Annotated in this window: 9 protein-coding genes; 7 read left to right on the top strand and 2 right to left on the bottom strand. The window is 72.9% G+C overall.

Annotated features, from left to right (window positions below):
* Window positions 1–33 precede the first annotated feature (33 nt).
* Window positions 34–1,887: a chitinase gene (locus tag OG711_RS11035; protein WP_073793359.1), complete on the top strand. Its 1,854-nt coding sequence runs from the start codon at window positions 34–36 to the stop codon at window positions 1,885–1,887.
* Between the two features lie 61 nt (window positions 1,888–1,948).
* On the opposite strand, the gene OG711_RS11030 is transcribed toward OG711_RS11035, so the two are convergent.
* Together OG711_RS11030 and gabT are read right to left on the bottom strand one after the other, a co-directional pair.
* Window positions 1,949–2,590 carry a phosphatase PAP2 family protein gene (locus tag OG711_RS11030; RefSeq protein WP_329559161.1) on the bottom strand — a complete coding sequence of 214 codons (642 nt, stop codon included), beginning with the start codon at window positions 2,588–2,590 and terminating at the stop codon, window positions 1,949–1,951.
* A gap of 489 nt (window positions 2,591–3,079) precedes the next feature.
* Window positions 3,080–4,414, bottom strand: coding sequence for a 4-aminobutyrate--2-oxoglutarate transaminase (gene gabT / locus OG711_RS11025; protein ID WP_099279659.1), 1,335 nt, complete (start codon window positions 4,412–4,414; stop codon window positions 3,080–3,082).
* A gap of 620 nt (window positions 4,415–5,034) precedes the next feature.
* On the opposite strand from gabT, the gene OG711_RS11020 reads away from it, so the two are divergent.
* From OG711_RS11020 to OG711_RS10995, 6 genes are all read left to right on the top strand, one after another.
* Entirely contained in the window at window positions 5,035–7,119 is a 2,085-nt protein-coding gene (locus tag OG711_RS11020) for an ATP-binding protein (protein WP_329563739.1), read from the top strand.
* 129 nt (window positions 7,120–7,248) lie between these two features.
* Entirely contained in the window at window positions 7,249–8,841 is a 1,593-nt protein-coding gene (locus tag OG711_RS11015; protein ID WP_073793361.1) for a PucR family transcriptional regulator, read from the top strand.
* A 758-nt stretch (window positions 8,842–9,599) separates the two neighbouring features.
* Window positions 9,600–11,045, top strand: coding sequence for an aldehyde dehydrogenase family protein (locus tag OG711_RS11010; RefSeq protein WP_266507698.1), 1,446 nt, complete (start codon window positions 9,600–9,602; stop codon window positions 11,043–11,045).
* Between the two features lie 364 nt (window positions 11,046–11,409).
* Window positions 11,410–13,347 carry an acyl-CoA dehydrogenase family protein gene (locus OG711_RS11005; protein ID WP_073793363.1) on the top strand — a complete coding sequence of 646 codons (1,938 nt, stop codon included), beginning with the start codon at window positions 11,410–11,412 and terminating at the stop codon, window positions 13,345–13,347.
* 141 nt (window positions 13,348–13,488) lie between these two features.
* Window positions 13,489–14,766 (top strand): 1-deoxy-D-xylulose-5-phosphate reductoisomerase, encoded by a 1,278-nt coding sequence (gene dxr, locus OG711_RS11000; protein WP_329559160.1) that lies wholly within the window; start codon window positions 13,489–13,491, stop codon window positions 14,764–14,766.
* Window positions 14,763–16,064, top strand: a complete 1,302-nt coding sequence (locus OG711_RS10995; protein ID WP_073793365.1) for a M50 family metallopeptidase — start codon at window positions 14,763–14,765, stop codon at window positions 16,062–16,064. The genes dxr and OG711_RS10995 overlap by 4 nt, the downstream gene beginning before the upstream one ends.
* The last annotated feature ends 101 nt before the right edge of the window (window positions 16,065–16,165 follow it).

The following is a 16,165-nucleotide window of genomic DNA, read 5'->3' as shown; positions in this document are numbered from 1 at the left end:
TGTTGCCACATCCCCCCATGTCCGGAGGCTGTCGTGGATCGCACCAGACCGCGCGTACGTCCCCCCGTCCGCGGATTCCGTCCCAGACTTCTCGCCGTGCTGGCGGCCACAGCGCTGGCCGTACTGCCCGGCCTCACCATCACGTCATCGGTCGCCCGTGCGGCCGATGCCGACCTCGCCCGCAACGGAGGCTTTGAAACCGGCCTCGACGGCTGGAACTGTTCCGCGGGCAGCGGAGCCACCGTCACCACACCCGTGCGCACCGGCACGTCCGCGCTGCGCGCGACCCCCTCGGGCGGCGACAACGCGCGCTGCTCCCAGACCGTCACCGTCAAGCCCGACTCGGTGTACACCCTCAGCGGATTCGTCCGGGGCAGCTACGTCTACCTCGGCGTCACCGGTACGGGCACACCCAACGGCGACGGGTTCAACTGGACCCAGTCCGCCGCCGACTGGCAGCGCCTCAGCACCACCTTCCGCACCGGCGCGGGCACCAACCGGGTCACCCTCTACACCCACGGCTGGTACGGCACGGCCGCCTACCACGCCGACGACATCTCCCTGGTCGGCCCGTCCGTCGACCCCGGCCAGCCGCCGGCCGTCCCCACCGGCCTGCGCACCGGCACCATCGGCGCCACCAGCGTCCCGCTGACCTGGAACCCGGTCGCGAACGCCACCAGCTACTCGGTCTACCAGGGCGGCGTCAAGGTCCAGACCGTCACCGGCACCTCCACCACCATCAGCGGACTGCGGCCCGTCACGGACTACAGCTTCCAGGTGACCGCGGCCAACGACGCGGGGGAGTCCGCCAGATCGGCGGCCGTGCCCGCCCGGACCACCGAGGGCGGCGGAGGGGGCGACGGCGGTCTCCCCCCGAAGGCCCTCGTCGGCTATCTGCACGCCAGCTTCGCCAACGGCTCCGGCTACACCCGGATGGCCGACGTCCCTGACAGCTGGGACGTCATCCAGCTCGCCTTCGGTGAGCCGACCTCCGTCACCTCCGGCGACATCCGCTTCAACCGCTGCCCGGTGACCGAGTGCCCGAACGTCGAGAGCGATGCCGAGTTCAAGGCCGCCATCAAGGCCAAGCAGGCCGCGGGCAAGAAGGTCCTGATCTCCATCGGCGGCCAGAACGGCCAGGTCCAGCTGAACTCCACCGGCGCCCGGGACGCGTTCGTCACCTCCGTCTCCCGGATCATCGACGAGTACGGCCTCGACGGACTCGACATCGACTTCGAGGGCCACTCCCTGTCCCTGAACGCCGGTGACACCGACTTCAAGAACCCGACGACCCCGGTGATCGTCAACCTGATCGACGCCCTCAAGACCCTGAAGGCCAAGTACGGCAACAAGTTCGTGCTGACGATGGCCCCCGAGACGTTCTTCGTCCAGATGGGCTACCAGTTCTACGGCCGGGGCCAGTGGGGCGGCCAGGACCCGCGCTGCGGCGCCTATCTGCCGGTCATCCACGCCCTGCGGGACGACCTCAGCCTGCTGCACGTCCAGGACTACAACTCCGGCCCGATCATGGGCCTCGACAACCAGTACCACACCATGGGCGGCGCGGACTTCCACATCGCCATGACCGACATGCTGCTCACCGGGTTCCCCGTCGCGGGCAACACCGCCAACGTCTTCCCGGCGCTGCGCCCCGAGCAGGTCGCCATCGGGATGCCCGCCTCCGTCAACGCCGGCAACGGCCATGTCTCCAGCGCCGAGGTCAACAAGGCCCTCGACTGCCTCACCAAGAACACCAACTGCGGGTCCTACCGGACCCACGGCACCTGGCCCGCCCTGCGCGGACTGATGACCTGGTCCATCAACTGGGACCGCCACAACAACTGGCAGTTCTCCCGCAACTTCGACACGTACTTCCCGGCCGTGTGACGCGCGGCGGCACGATGACGTGCCGCCCCTGACACCTCGCGGCCCCGGGCCGCCGGACCCCTCAGCCCACCGGGGGGTCCGGCGGCCCGTCCGTGTCCCGCCGCCCGGTGCGCCCGCCGGAGCCGGGCACGCACAGCGCGAACAGCACCAGCAGCGCCCCGCACAGACTCCAGCTTCCGAGCACGTCCAGCGGCCAGTGGTAGCCCCGGCGCACCAGCCCGTACCCCGTGCCCACCACGACCAGCAGACAGCCCGTGACGAGCCCCCGCCGCGCGGTCCGGCCGCGCGTCCAGGGCAGCAGCAGAAGGACGGCCGCGCCGTACGCGGCGGCGGAGGTCGCGGCATGACCCGACGGGTAGAACCCCGTACCGCCGACCGGTCCCGGTGGCCCCGGACGGCCGATCAGCGCCTTCATCGCCACCACCAGCAGCAGAGTCACCAGGAGCAGCAGTGCGGCGGCGGCCGGTCCGGCCCACCAGCGGGCGATCCGGGCCCGCCGGGCCCGCCAGGCCGCGTATCCGGCGGCGACGGCGAGGACGGGGAGCGCCACGGGGACATTGCCGAGGTCGGCCAGGAGTTCGGCGGGGCCGTCCGGCATCGCGGAGGTCCGCAGCACTCCGGCGGCGCGGACATCGGCCCTCAGCAGCGGACCACCGGCGGCGACCTGCCAGGTGACGCACACGAGGACCAGCGCGCACAGCACGAAGGCGGCCAGGGGCCGGCGGCCCAGAAGTGTGTTCGGCCGCCCCGGAACAGGGGGGGTGGTTCCGGGGCGGCCGGGGTGACCGGAACGCCGCGCGCCCCGGGGGGTTTGGGGCGGGCGGCCGTCCGATCGGTGAGGAGTCCCGGCGCCGAAGGCTCCGGTGGTGTGCGCGAACGCACGGCCGGTACGCGACTGGGGAGGCCACGCACCGGAGCCGCCCGGGGTCACCCCCGGGCGAGGTGTTTCTCTCATCCGCACCGAACCTACGACAGCGGGACGCCCTTCCGACAGCCGGAACGGCACCCCGACATGGGCCCCGCACACCTTCTTCACACCCTCTGCCGCTCGGCGTCCGCATGTGAACGGTCCGGGGCGGACAGTGACCGTCCCCGTACGGAAAGTACAGGACGAGGAGTGCGGGACGGGCGGCCGACGGGACCGGCGCACCGGGCGGACCCGGGACGCCGGCCGGTATCGGCCGGGCCCGGATCAGATCCGGGTGAAGGCGCCCTCAAGGATGTCGAGGCCCTCGTGCAGCAGGTCCTCGCCGATCACCAGCGGCGGCAGGAACCGCAGGACGTTGCCGTACGTACCGCAGGTGAGCACCAGCAGGCCCTCCGCGTGGCACGCCTTGGCGAGCGCGCCCGCCGCCTCGGCGTTCGGCTCCTTGGTCGTACGGTCCTTGACCAGCTCGATCGCGATCATCGCGCCGCGTCCGCGGATGTCACCGATGATGTCGAACTTCTCCGCCATCGCGACGAGCCGGGCCTTCATGAGCTCCTCGATGCGCTTGGCGCGCGCGTTGAGGTCCAGCTCCTTCATCGTCTCGATCGCGCCCAGCGCGCCCGCGCACGCCACCGGGTTGCCCCCGTAGGTGCCGCCGAGGCCGCCCGCGTGCGGGGCGTCCATGATCTCGGCGCGGCCCGTGACGGCGGCCAGCGGCAGCCCGCCCGCGATGCCCTTGGCCGTGGTGATCAGGTCCGGGACGATGCCCTCGTCCTCGCACGCGAACCACTGGCCCGTGCGGCAGAACCCGGACTGGATCTCGTCCGCCACGAACACGATGCCGTTCTCGGTGGCGAACTCGCTGATCGCCGGGAGGAAGCCCTTCGCGGGCTCGATGAAGCCGCCCTCGCCGAGCACCGGCTCGATGATGATCGCGGCGACGTTGTCCGCGCCGATCTGCTTGACGATCCGGTCGATCGCCTCGGCGGCCGCCTCCGCGCCGGCGTTCTCCGGACCGGTCGGCCAGCGGTACGCGTACGCCACCGGCACCCGGTACACCTCGGGCGCGAACGGACCGAAGCCGTGCTTGTACGGCATGTTCTTCGCCGTCAGCGCCATCGTCAGATTGGTCCGGCCGTGGTACCCGTGGTCGAACACCACGACCGCCTGCCGCTTGGTGTACGCGCGGGCGATCTTCACGGCGTTCTCGACGGCCTCGGCACCCGAGTTGAACAGCGCCGACTTCTTCGCGTGGTCGCCCGGGGTCAGCTCCGCCAGCGCCTCGGCGACAGCCACGTAACCCTCGTACGGCGTGACCATGAAACAGGTGTGGGTGAAGTCGGCGAGCTGCGCGGTGGCACGGCGTACGACCGCTTCGGCGGACGCGCCGACGCTGGTCACGGCGATACCGGAACCGAAGTCGATCAGCCGGTTGCCGTCCACGTCCTCGATGATGCCGCCGCCCGCGCGGGCCGTGAACACCGGCAGCGTGGAGCCCACACCCGCCGCGACCACGGCGGTGCGCCGGGCCTGGAGTTCCAGGGACTTCGGGCCGGGGATGGCGGTGACGACGCGGCGCTCCTGCGGCAGTGCGGTCATATGGGGCTCCTGGGGGTGTCACGGACGCGGTGGCGCGGACGCGGCCGCTCGCCGCTGGTCCGGTTCCGCTGGTCTGTCGGGGTTCCTCCGCAGGCTAGAGCCGGTCCGGGAAGGTGGGCATGCTCCACGGGGGAGTTGTTCGGACGGGTCGTTGTCCGCCATGGACATAGTCCCGCCCGGGCCGCCGGGAGGCGCGCCGGACGGCGCCTTCCCCACGGCGGCGGCGCGTAACCGCCGCGCTCCCCGGGCAGGGGCACTAGATTGACGGCCGTACACAGGGGACCGGCAGGTCAGGGGGCAGGGTCGTGAAGCACGACGGACGCGACGGCGACGACGGCACACAGGACACACGCGGTACGCACGCCGCACCCGTGCCCCGTCCGTCGAGAACGCCGGACGGACCGGTCGGGCCGGTACGCCGTACGGGCGACCCGGCACCAGTGGCGCCCTGGCACACACCACAGCCCCGGTACGGAGCCCCGGACGCCGCACCGGACCCGTACGCGGGTCACGACGGCACCGGCGCGTACCCGCCCGGGGGCGCCCGGCCGGGACACCCCGCGCCCGGCGCGTACCCCGGCACCTCCGGGCCGGGCGGCCTCCCGCCGCGCCCCGCCGCCCTGCCGCCCCGGCCCACCGGAGCGCCCGGCGCGCCGCCCGCGTCCGGCGGCCCCACCGGCGCCCCGCCCGCGCCCGACGGCGCCGGATTCCTCGGCTGGCTCCGGACGCCCCGCCCCGACGCCGCACCCGGCGTCTGGCGGTTCGGCCACCGGCCCCGGCCCGACGAGGAGCCCGAGGAGACCCCCGCCCGCCAGCTCTTCAGCGGCGCGCTCATCGCGTTCCTCGTGGGCTGGCTGTTCTGGTCGCTGCTGTGGAACAACTACCTCGGCGGCTACTGGATGTGGCCCTACTACGTCCTCACCCCCGAGGAATGGGCCAAACCGCTCACCCCCAGCGAGGAGAAGGCCGGCTTCGTCACCTCCACGCTCTACTACGTCCTCGTCGGCGGCGGCATCCTGCTCACCGCCGCCCGGATGGGCCGCTGGCCCGAGATCTGGCAGCGCTACCTCGCCCCCCGGCTGCGCCGACCCGCACCCGTGACCGGCGCCGCCCCGGCCACCCCCGAGGAGGACCCCGCCCAGTGGCCGCAGCTGCGCGCCGCCGGACTCCTCGGCGCGGCCGACCGGCTCACCGCCGACGCCCGCACCGGACTGATGCGCGACGTGGACCACGCCCGGATCACCCGCGCCTGGCAGGCCGTACGCGCCGGACGCCAGAGCATGGCCGACTTCTCCGCCGCCGTCGCCGCCCGGGGCGCCGCCGCCTGCCCCCACCCCTCCGGCGACCGTGACCTGCCCGGCCGCGCCGCCCCGCACGACCTGCTCACCGCACAGGTCCGTATCGGCACCACCGCCGACGACTCCCGCAACCCCTACCGCTTCCGGGGCGCCGGCCTCGGCCTCGGCCCCGATCTGCTCGGCACCTCCCTGCTCGCCGTCGGCCCGGCCGGCTCGGGCAAGACCGGCGGCCTCGTACGGCCCGTCGCGGAGTCCCTGTGCCTCCAGGCACTCGCCGGACGCGCCGCCGTCGTCGTGGTCGGCGCCGCCGGAGCGGGACTCGGCGCCGTCGACGGTTACGACATCGTCGTCCGGATCGGAGCGCCCGACTCCGCCCACGACCTCGACCTGTACGGCGGCGCCACCGACGCCGACGAGGCCGCCGCCGTCCTCGCCGAGGCCCTCGTCGGCGACCTCACCGACCCGAACCCCGGCGGTGACAGCCGTCGCTCCACCACCGTCCTCGCCCAGCTCCTCGGCCCCTTCCGCACCGTCCACGGCCGCTTCCCCTCCGTCCCCGAGCTGCGCGGACTCCTCGACGGGGCGCCCGGTCCCCTGCGGGAACTGCGCCGGGCCCTCATCGACGCCGGACAGGACGGGATGCTGCGCGAGCTGTCCGCCCGGGAACGGCAGCTCTCCCAGCCCGGGGACGTCGGCGGGGTGCTCGCGGACCGGATCGCGCTCCTCGACCGGCCCGCCTTCGCCGGGTTCTTCGACACCTCCGGCGCCGCCGCGCCATTCTCGCTACGGGCCATCGACCGCCCCGTCCGGGTCCGGATCGACCTGCCGCAACGCGGCCACGCCGACGCCTCCCGGATCATCGCCCGCCTCGTCCTCGCCCAGTTCACGGCCTGTGTCGCCGCCCGTGAGGACCGCTCCCTGTTCGCCTGCCTCGTCCTCGACGACGCCACCGGCGTCATCACCCCCGAGGCCGTCCGCGGCATCCAGCGGCTGCGCTCCGGCCACGCCGGGGCCGTCCTCACCCTGCGCACCCTCGACGACGTGCCCCGCCCGCTGCGCGGTCCCCTGCTCGGCGCGATCGGCTGCCGGATGGCGCTCGCCGGACTCACCCCGTGGGACGGCCAGGACTTCGCCGAGGTCTGGGGCAAGGAATGGACCGAGGCGCGCGACGTCACCGACCGGCAGATCATCGCCGAGACACCGCTCGGCAAGACCGCCCACGCGCTGCGCCGGGTGATCACCGGCCGGTCGCCCACCGCCCGCGCCGTCACCGTCCGCCAGGTCGAACGCGAACGCTGGTCCGCCTCCGAACTCGCCCACGGCGTACCCGCCGGGCACGCCGTACTGTCGCTCACCACCGTCCGAGGCGAGCACGCGCCCCCGCTCCTGGTGGATCTGCGCGGATGAGCCGGACCGGCCGGTGAGGCAGAATCGAAAGAGCCCGTTCCGACAGGACGGCCAACTGATCCCGCCCTCCGGACCACCGCCGGTCCCCTCAGGCCCGGCGGCCCGGCCCCCGGCCGACCTGAAGGTCCCATGCCCCCGACGCTCGCCTCCCTCGTCCAGCACTCCGCCCTCAAACTCACCGTCCGGGCGGGCGGCGACCGGCTGGACACCCCCGTCCGGTGGGCCCATGTGAGCGAGCTGGCCGACCCCGTGCCCTATATGGAGGGCGGCGAGCTGCTGCTCATCACGGCACTCAAGCTCGACGCCGAGGACCCGGGCGAGATGCGGCGCTATGTGCGGCGGCTGGCCAAGGCGGGCGTCGTCGGCCTCGGGTTCGCCGTCGGGGTCCACTACGACGACATCCCCGACGCCCTTCTCGACGCCGCCCGCGACGAGGACTTCCCGCTGCTCGCCGTACCGCGCCGCACCCCCTTCATCGCCATCAGCAAAGCCGTCTCCGAAGCCATCGCCCGCGACCAGTACCGCGCCGTCACCGCCGGGTTCGCCGCCCAGCGCGAGCTGACCCGGCGCACGCTCGCCGACGGCCCCGAAGGGCTGCTCGCCGTGCTCGCCGCCCAGGTCGACGGCTGGGCCGCGCTGTACGACGCCTCCGGCGCCGTCGTCGCCGCCGCGCCCGAATGGGCCGCGCGCCGCGCCGCCCGGCTCACCGCCGACGTGGCGCGGCTCGGCCGGAGCGCGGCCACCGCCAGCGCGGTCGTCGGCGGCGCCGAGGACCGCGTCGAACTCCATCCGCTCGGCACCGGACGGCGGCCCCGCTCCGCGCTCGCCGTCGGTACGGCGTCCGCGCTGGGCACCGCCGAGCGCTACGCCGTGCACTCCGCGATCGCCCTGCTCACCCTCACCACCGAGCGCTCGCGGGCGCTGCACGCGGCGGAGGAACGCATCGGGACGGCCGTGCTGCGACTGCTGCTCGCCGCGCGGCCCGACGACGCGCGTGCCGTCGCCGGGGATCTGTACGGGGCGCTCCTCGACGCGCCGTTCCGGATCGCCGTCGCGGTGGCACCCGCCGGGTCCACGGGCGGTGCGGGGACCGGGGGCGGTTCGGGTTCGGGTGTTGCCGTGGGTCTCGCCGAGGCGGTGGAGTCCGCCGCGGCCCGTGCGGGGGAGCCGGTGCTCCTCGCGCCCGGTCCCGTGGAGCCCGACGGCCCGGAGCGGCTGACCCTTGTGCTGGCCGACGGGGGCGCGGCGGCGCACGCCTGCGCGGGGTACGCGGAGGGGGACGGTGCGGGGGGTCCGGGGTCCGCCGGGCTGGTGATCGGGGTGTCGCCGCCCGTGCTGGTCGGCGGGGCGCCCGAGGCGCATCAGCAGGCCGAGCAGGCGCTGGCCGTGGCGCGGCGGCGGGGGCGGTCGTACGTCGAGCACGAGGAGGTGGCCGCCGGGTCCGTGCTGCCGCTGCTCGCGGACGACGCGGTGCGGGCGTTCGCGGACGGGCTGCTGCGGGCCCTGCGGGAGCATGACGCCACCGGGCGGGGGGATCTGGTCGCCTCGCTGCGGGCGTGGCTGTCGCGGCACGGGCAGTGGGACGCGGCGGCGGCGGATCTCGGGGTGCACCGGCATACGCTCCGGTACCGGATGCGGAGGGTCGAGGAGATCCTCGGGCGCTCTCTCGACGACCCGGACGTCCGGATGGAGCTGTGGCTGGCGCTGAAGATTCCCCGGTGAGCGCAGTTGGCTTGCGCCTTTTCGGTCCGTCCGGCGGGACGTACTTCGTTCCTGTACAGGTCGCCTTTGCTTGCGCTTCTGAGGTCTGTCCGGCTGGACGCGCTTGTTTCTGTGCCGTCGTTCGGTGGTTTCGCGCAGTTCCCCGCGCCCCTTTGGGGCGTGTTCTGCTTGTTCTTCGGGTCGGGGCCGGTCGGGATTCTCCGTCCTCGCTCCAACGCGCTCGGTAATACGTTCATGTGGTCCTACTGAAGAGCATCGGAGTCTGCGGGCAGAGATTCCCGCCCACCCCCTCCCGCAGCCGAGCGAGTCCGCGAGGAGGGTGGTTGAACCCCAGCCCCGGGCTGATGACAGCCCGCAGCCTGACCGCAGCCCCAGGTGGGCGCCCCCATAGGGGCGCGGGGAACTGCGCACCCACGTCCGGCCCGCATGGGAACGCGTACGTCCAGGTGTGGAACCCCAGGGGCGCGGGGAACTGCGCACCCCCGTCCGACCTGCACAGGGACAGGTACGTCCAGCCGGACAGACCTAGGAAGCGCAAGCGAAGGCGGCCTGCGGGGAACTGCGCACCCCGTCCGACCCGCACAGGGACGGGTACGCCCAGCGCAAGGGACCTCGGAAGCGCGAGCAAAGGCGGCCCTCGGACAATGTGGCCAGGATGTGGTGACGTTCCGTACGGGGTGGACAAACGACGGGGCTGACCGGCGCCTCTACCGTGGTGCAGACACCGCACCGCGACAGGGAAGGGCCGGACCCCGGACATGACCCCCACCACCGCCTTCTGGCTGGCCGGCCGCCAGGCCACCGGCGACACCACGTTCGACGTCACCTCCCCGTGGGACAACCGCCTGGTCGGCAAGGTGAGCGTGCCCACCGAGGCCCAGGTCGAGGAGGCCGTGGCCAAGGCCCACGCCACCGTGGAGTCGTTCGCCGCGACCCCGGCCCACGTCCGCGCCGCGGCCCTCCTCCACGTCTCCGAGGGCCTCGCGTCCCGCACCGAGGAGATCGCCCAGCTGATCTCCGCGGAGAACGGCAAGCCGATCAAGTGGGCCCGCGGCGAGGTCGGCCGCGCGGTCTCCGTGTTCCGGTTCGCCGCCGAGGAGGCCCGCCGCTTCAACGGCGGCGAGGCCCAGCGCCTCGACACCGACGCCGGCGGCCAGGGCCGCCTCGCCCTCACCCGCCGCTTCCCCAAGGGCGTCGTCCTCGGTATCGCCCCGTTCAACTTCCCGCTGAACCTCTGCGCCCACAAGGTCGCCCCCGCGATCGCCGCCGGTGTGCCGATCATCCTGAAGCCCGCCCCGGCCACCCCGCTGTCCGGGCTGATCCTCGGTGAGCTGCTGGCTCAGACGGACCTGCCCGAGGGCTCCTGGTCGATCCTCCCGGTCGCCAACGACCGTATGCCCGCGCTGGTCCAGGACGAGCGGCTGCCGGTGATCTCCTTCACCGGCTCCGAGACGGTCGGCTACGCGATCATGGACTCGGTCCCGCGCAAGCACTGCACCCTGGAGCTGGGCGGAAACGGTGCGGCCGTCGTCCTCGCCGACTGGTCCAGCGACGCGGACCTCGACCTGGCCGCCCAGCGCATCGCCATGTTCTCCAACTACCAGGGCGGCCAGTCCTGCATCTCCGTGCAGCGGGTGATCGCCGACGCCGCCGTGTACGACCGGCTCGTCCCGAGGATCGTCGCCGCCGTCGAGGCCCAGGTGACCGGTGACCCCTCCGACGCCGCGACCGATGTCGGCCCGCTGGTCAGCGAGGACGCCGCCAAGCGCGTGGAGTCCTGGGTCGACGAGGCCGCCGCCGCGGGCGCCGAGGTCCTCACCGGCGGCAAGCGCGACGCCGCCGCGTACGCCCCGACCGTCCTCGCCTCCGTACCCGGTGAGGTCACCATCGCCCGTGAGGAGGTCTTCGGACCCGTCCTCGTCGTGACGCGCACGGAGGGCGAGGACGAGGCGTTCGCCGCCGTGAACTCCTCCAAGTACGGACTCCAGGCGGGCGTCTTCACCCATGACGTGCGGGCCGCGTTCCGCGCCCACCGGGCCCTGGAGGTCGGCGGCGTGATCATCGGCGACGTCCCGTCCTACCGCGCCGACCAGATGCCCTACGGCGGCGCCAAGCTCTCCGGCGTCGGCCGCGAGGGCGTCCGCTACGCCATGGACGACTACACCTACGAGCGGGTCCTGGTCCTCACCGGCCTCGACCTCTGACGTAGCGGACCCGAGGCGGCCCCCACCGGCCACCTCACACCACCGGCGCCCCACCTGTCCCGGGGCGCCGGTGGCCACGGCCGGAGCCCGCTGTGCGGGGGCTCCGGCCGTCGGCGTTCCGGGGAGACCTTCCGGGGAGGCGTTCCCGGGAGGGACTCCCGGGAGCCGGTGGCCCGGTGTCCGGGCGTGGTGGACCGGCCTCGCGGGCTTGGTCCGAACGGCCGTAAGAAGGCTGGCTGGCGCCGGGGGATTGGGGTAGAGGTCGGGTAACACCTTTCGACAACCCAGGGCGCGCACCGCGCCCCGAGCGGGTACGCGCGGCCGCGGGCGTACCCCTGTCCCGACTCGCGGTGAGGTGACCCTCATGACCGCATCACCCCCGAAACCCGCCGTCACCGAACGCGAGGCCCGTCAGGTGGCCGAGGAGGCGCGTGAGCAGGGCTGGCGCAGACCCAGCTTCGCCAAGGAACTCTTCCTCGGCCGCTTCCGCCTCGACCTGATCCATCCGCACCCGGCGCCCGCCGACGACGCGGTCCGGCGCGGCGAGGAGTTCCTGTCCAGGCTGCGCGACTTCTGCGAGACCCGGATCGACTCCGCGCGGATCGAACGCGAGGCCCGTATCCCCGACGAGACGGTGACCGGCCTCAAGGAGCTCGGCGCCCTCGGGATGAAGATCGACGTCAAGTACGGCGGACTCGGCCTCACCCAGGTCTACTACAACAAGGCCCTCGCCCTCGTCGGCACCGCGAGCCCCGCGATCGGCGCGCTGCTCTCCGCCCACCAGTCCATCGGTGTGCCGCAGCCCCTGAAGCTCTTCGGCACCCAGGAGCAGCGCGAGGAGTTCCTGCCGCGCTGCGCCCGTACCGATATCTCCGCGTTCCTGCTGACCGAACCCGATGTCGGCTCCGACCCGGCACGCCTGGCCACCGCGGCCGTCCCCGACGGTGACGAGTACGTCCTGGACGGGGTGAAGCTGTGGACCACCAACGGGGTCGTCGCGGATCTCCTGGTCGTCATGGCGCGGGTCCCGAATGGCGAGGGGCATCCGGGCGGCATCACGGCGTTCGTCGTGGAGGCGGACAGCGACGGCATCACCGTCGAGAACCGCAACGCCTTCATGGGGCTGCGCGGCATCGAGAACGGCGTCACCCGTTTCCAGGGGGTCAGGGTCCCGGCGGCGAACCGTATCGGCGCGGAGGGCGCGGGGCTGAAGATCGCCCTGACCACGCTCAACACCGGACGGCTGTCGCTGCCCGCGATGTGCGTCGGCGCGGGCAAGTGGTGTCTGAAGATCGCCCGTGAGTGGTCGGCGGTCCGGGAGCAGTGGGGCAAGCCCGTCGCCCACCACGAGGCGGTCGGGGCGAAGATCTCCTTCATCGCGGCGACCACGTTCGCCCTGGAGGCCGTGGTCGACCTGTCGTCCCAGATGGCCGACGAGAACCGCAACGACATCCGCATCGAGGCCGCGCTCGCCAAGCTGTACGGCTCCGAGATGGCGTGGCTGATGGCCGACGAACTGGTGCAGATCCGCGGCGGACGCGGCTTCGAGACCGCCGAGTCGCTCGCCGCGCGCGGTGAGCGGGCCGTGCCCGCCGAGCAGATGCTGAGGGACCTGCGGATCAACCGGATCTTCGAGGGGTCCACCGAGATCATGCATCTGCTGATCGCCCGAGAGGCCGTCGACGCGCATCTGTCGGTCGCGGGCGACCTCATCGACCCCGAGGTGTCCCTTCAGGACAAGGCGCGCGCGGGCGCGAAGGCGGGCGGTTTCTACGCCCGCTGGCTGCCCCGGCTGGTCACGGGCGCGGGCCAGCTCCCGAACGCGTACACCGCGTTCCACCCCGGCGGCTACGCCGATCTCGCAACCCATCTGCGGTACGTGGAGCGGGCCTCGCGCAAGCTCGCGCGTTCGACGTTCTACGCGATGTCCCGCTGGCAGGGGCGGATGGAGACCAAGCAGGGTTTCCTCGGGCGGATCGTCGACATCGGCGCGGAGCTGTTCGCGATGAGCGCGGCGTGTGTACGGGCCGAGCATCTGCGGACGACCGGCGACCACGGCAAGGAGGCGTACCAGCTCGCCGATGTGTTCTGCCAGCAGGCCAGGGTGCGGGCCGACGAGCTGTTCGGGCGGCTGTGGACCAACACGGACGAGGCCGACCGGAAGGTCGTCAGGGCCACCCTGGCCGGGGCGTACACCTGGCTGGAGCAGGGGGTGGTCGACCCGAGCGGTGACGGTCCCTGGATCGCCGACACCTCGCCCCCCGACACCCCCCGGCCCGATCTGCACCGCCCGATTCCCTGACCCCGTACGCCCCGGGGCGCTCCCAGGGGGCGTGCGGGACAGGCGTACGCCCCGCGCGCCCCCGCGGGCGGGGAGGCGTCCGTGCCCCGCCGGGCACCCCGCCCCTGCCGCCCGGGGTCCCGGTGCGGTGACAATGGGGGGATGAGCGACAGCCCAGCCCCCCTCGCCGACCCGCACCGTCTCTTCGACCCCGTCGGGAGCGGCGGTCCCCGGGACATCGTCATCCTCGGCTCCACGGGATCGATCGGCACCCAGGCCATCGACCTCGTCCTGCGCAACCCCGACCGCTTCCGGGTCACCGCGCTGTCCGCCGCGGGCGGCCGTACGGACCTCCTGGCCGAGCAGGCCCACCGGCTGGGTGTCGGCACTGTCGCGGTCGCCCGTGAGGACACCGTCCCGCGGCTGCGGGACGCGCTGGCCGCCCGGTACGGGCCCGGCGGGCGGCTCCCGGAGATCCTGGCCGGACCCGGCGCCGCCGCCGAGCTGGCCGCCTCCCCCTGCCACACCGTGCTCAACGGCATCACCGGCTCCATCGGGCTGGCCCCGACCCTCGCCGCGCTGGAGGCGGGCCGCACCCTCGCGCTCGCCAACAAGGAGTCGCTGATCGCCGGCGGACCCCTGGTGCGGGCGCTGGCGAAGCCGGGCCAGATCATCCCCGTGGACTCCGAGCACGCGGCCCTCTTCCAGGCGCTCGCCGCCGGGACCCGCGCCGATGTCCGCAAGCTGGTCGTCACCGCGTCCGGCGGGCCGTTCCGCGGCCGGACCAAGGCGGAGCTCGCCGACGTCACCCCCGCCGACGCCCTCGCCCACCCCACCTGGGCGATGGGCCCGGTGATCAGCGTCAACTCCGCGACCCTGGTGAACAAGGGCCTGGAGGTCATCGAGGCGCATCTCCTCTACGACATCCCCTTCGACCGTATCGAGGTCGTCGTCCACCCCCAGTCGTACGTCCACTCCATGGTCGAGTTCACGGACGGCTCCACCCTGGCCCAGGCCACCCCGCCGGACATGGGCGGCCCCATCGCGATCGGCCTCGGCTGGCCCGAACGGGTACCGGACGCGGCCCCCGCGTTCGACTGGAGCCAGGCGTCCACCTGGGAGTTCTTCCCGCTGGACACCGAGGCGTTCCCGTCCGTGGGGCTGGCCCGGCACGTGGGCGGGCTCGCGGGAACCGCTCCGGCGGTGTTCAATGCGGCCAACGAGGAGTGCGTGGACGCGTTCCTGAACGGCGGGCTGCCGTTCAACGGGATCATGGAGACCGTCACCGAGGTCGTCGCCGAGCACGGCACCCCCGGTACGGGAACTTCCCTGACCGTCGCGGACGTCCTCGAAGCGGAGACCTGGGCCCGCGCCCGGGCCCGTGAACTGACAGCCCGGGCGACCAGGACAGCGAAGACGACCGCGGAGGCGCGTGCATGACACTCCTGATGACCATCCTCGGGATAGTGGTCTTCGCGATCGGCCTGCTGATCTCCATCGCCTGGCACGAGCTCGGGCATCTGTCCACCGCCAAGCTCTTCGGCATCCGGGTCCCGCAGTACATGGTCGGCTTCGGGCCCACGATCTGGTCCCGCAAGAAGGGCGAGACCGAGTACGGCATCAAGGCCATCCCGCTCGGCGGCTACATCCGCATGATCGGGATGTTCCCGCCCGGCACCGACGGCCGGATCGAGGCCCGCTCCACCTCCCCGTGGCGCGGCATGATCGAGGACGCCCGCTCCGCCGCGTACGAGGAGCTGGAGCCCGGCGACGAGAAGCGGCTCTTCTACACGCGCAAGCCGTGGAAGCGCGTCATCGTCATGTTCGCCGGACCGTTCATGAACCTGATCCTCGCCGTGGCGATCTTCCTCGGTGTGCTGATGACCTTCGGCATCGAGCAGCAGACCACCACGGTCGGCGCGGTCTCCGACTGCGTCATCCAGCAGAGCGAGAACCGCACCAAGTGCGCCCAGGGCGACCAGGCCGCCCCCGCCAAGCAGGCCGGACTCCAGAAGCGCGACAAGATCGTCGCGTTCAACGGCCAGGAGGTCCAGGACTGGTCGGCCCTCCAGTCGCGCATCCGCGACACCATCGGCCCCGCCACCATCACCGTCGAGCGGGACGGACAGCGCCAGGACCTCCAGGCCACCCTGATCAGGAACCAGGTCGGCAAGACCGACGGCGAGGGCGGATACGTCAAGGGCGAGTACGTCACCGCCGGATTCCTCGGCTTCACCCCGGCCTCCGGGATCGTGGAACAGTCGTTCGGCCAGTCCGTGGACCGGATGGGCGACATGATGCAGAACGGCGTCGAGTCGCTGATCGCCCTGCCCACCAAGGTCCCCGCCCTCTGGGACGCCGCCTTCGGCGACGGCCCCCGCGAGGCCGACTCCCCGATAGGGGTCGTCGGCGCCGCCCGGGTCGGCGGCGAGGTCCTCAACCTGGACATCCCGCCGGAGAACCAGGTCGCGATGATGCTGTTCCTCGTCGCGGGCTTCAACCTCTCGCTGTTCCTGTTCAACATGCTCCCGCTGCTCCCGCTCGACGGCGGACACATCGCGGGCGCCCTGTGGGAGTCGGTGCGACGCAGGACGGCCCGGCTCTTCAAGCGTCCCGACCCGGGGCCGTTCGACGTGGCGAAGCTGATGCCCGTCGCCTATGTCGTCGCCGGGGTATTCGTCTGCTTCACCCTTCTTGTCCTGGTGGCGGACCTCGTGAACCCCGTCAGAATCTCCTGACCCACCAGGGAGCGCGGCGGCCGGACAGCACGCCTGTCCGGCCGCCCACTCATGTGGCGGACCGTGTGGCGCGATGTGCTCCACGGCGTGTCGGTGCCGTA

It is taken from the genome of Streptomyces uncialis, from assembly GCF_036250755.1.
In the GTDB taxonomy this organism is placed as follows: domain Bacteria; phylum Actinomycetota; class Actinomycetes; order Streptomycetales; family Streptomycetaceae; genus Streptomyces; species Streptomyces uncialis.
The sequence above is the reverse complement of the archived record's forward strand: the minus strand, read 5'-3'. Positions and strand labels throughout refer to the sequence as shown.

Coding starts and splice junctions, on each gene's coding strand:
- gabT (WP_099279659.1), bottom strand. CDS start 4,414: ATGACCGCACTGCCGCAGGAGCGCCGCGTCGTCACCGCCATCCCCGGC.
- OG711_RS11015 (WP_073793361.1), top strand. CDS start 7,249: ATGCCCCCGACGCTCGCCTCCCTCGTCCAGCACTCCGCCCTCAAACTC.
- OG711_RS11010 (WP_266507698.1), top strand. CDS start 9,600: ATGACCCCCACCACCGCCTTCTGGCTGGCCGGCCGCCAGGCCACCGGC.
- OG711_RS11005 (WP_073793363.1), top strand. CDS start 11,410: ATGACCGCATCACCCCCGAAACCCGCCGTCACCGAACGCGAGGCCCGT.
- dxr (WP_329559160.1), top strand. CDS start 13,489: ATGAGCGACAGCCCAGCCCCCCTCGCCGACCCGCACCGTCTCTTCGAC.
- OG711_RS10995 (WP_073793365.1), top strand. CDS start 14,763: ATGACACTCCTGATGACCATCCTCGGGATAGTGGTCTTCGCGATCGGC.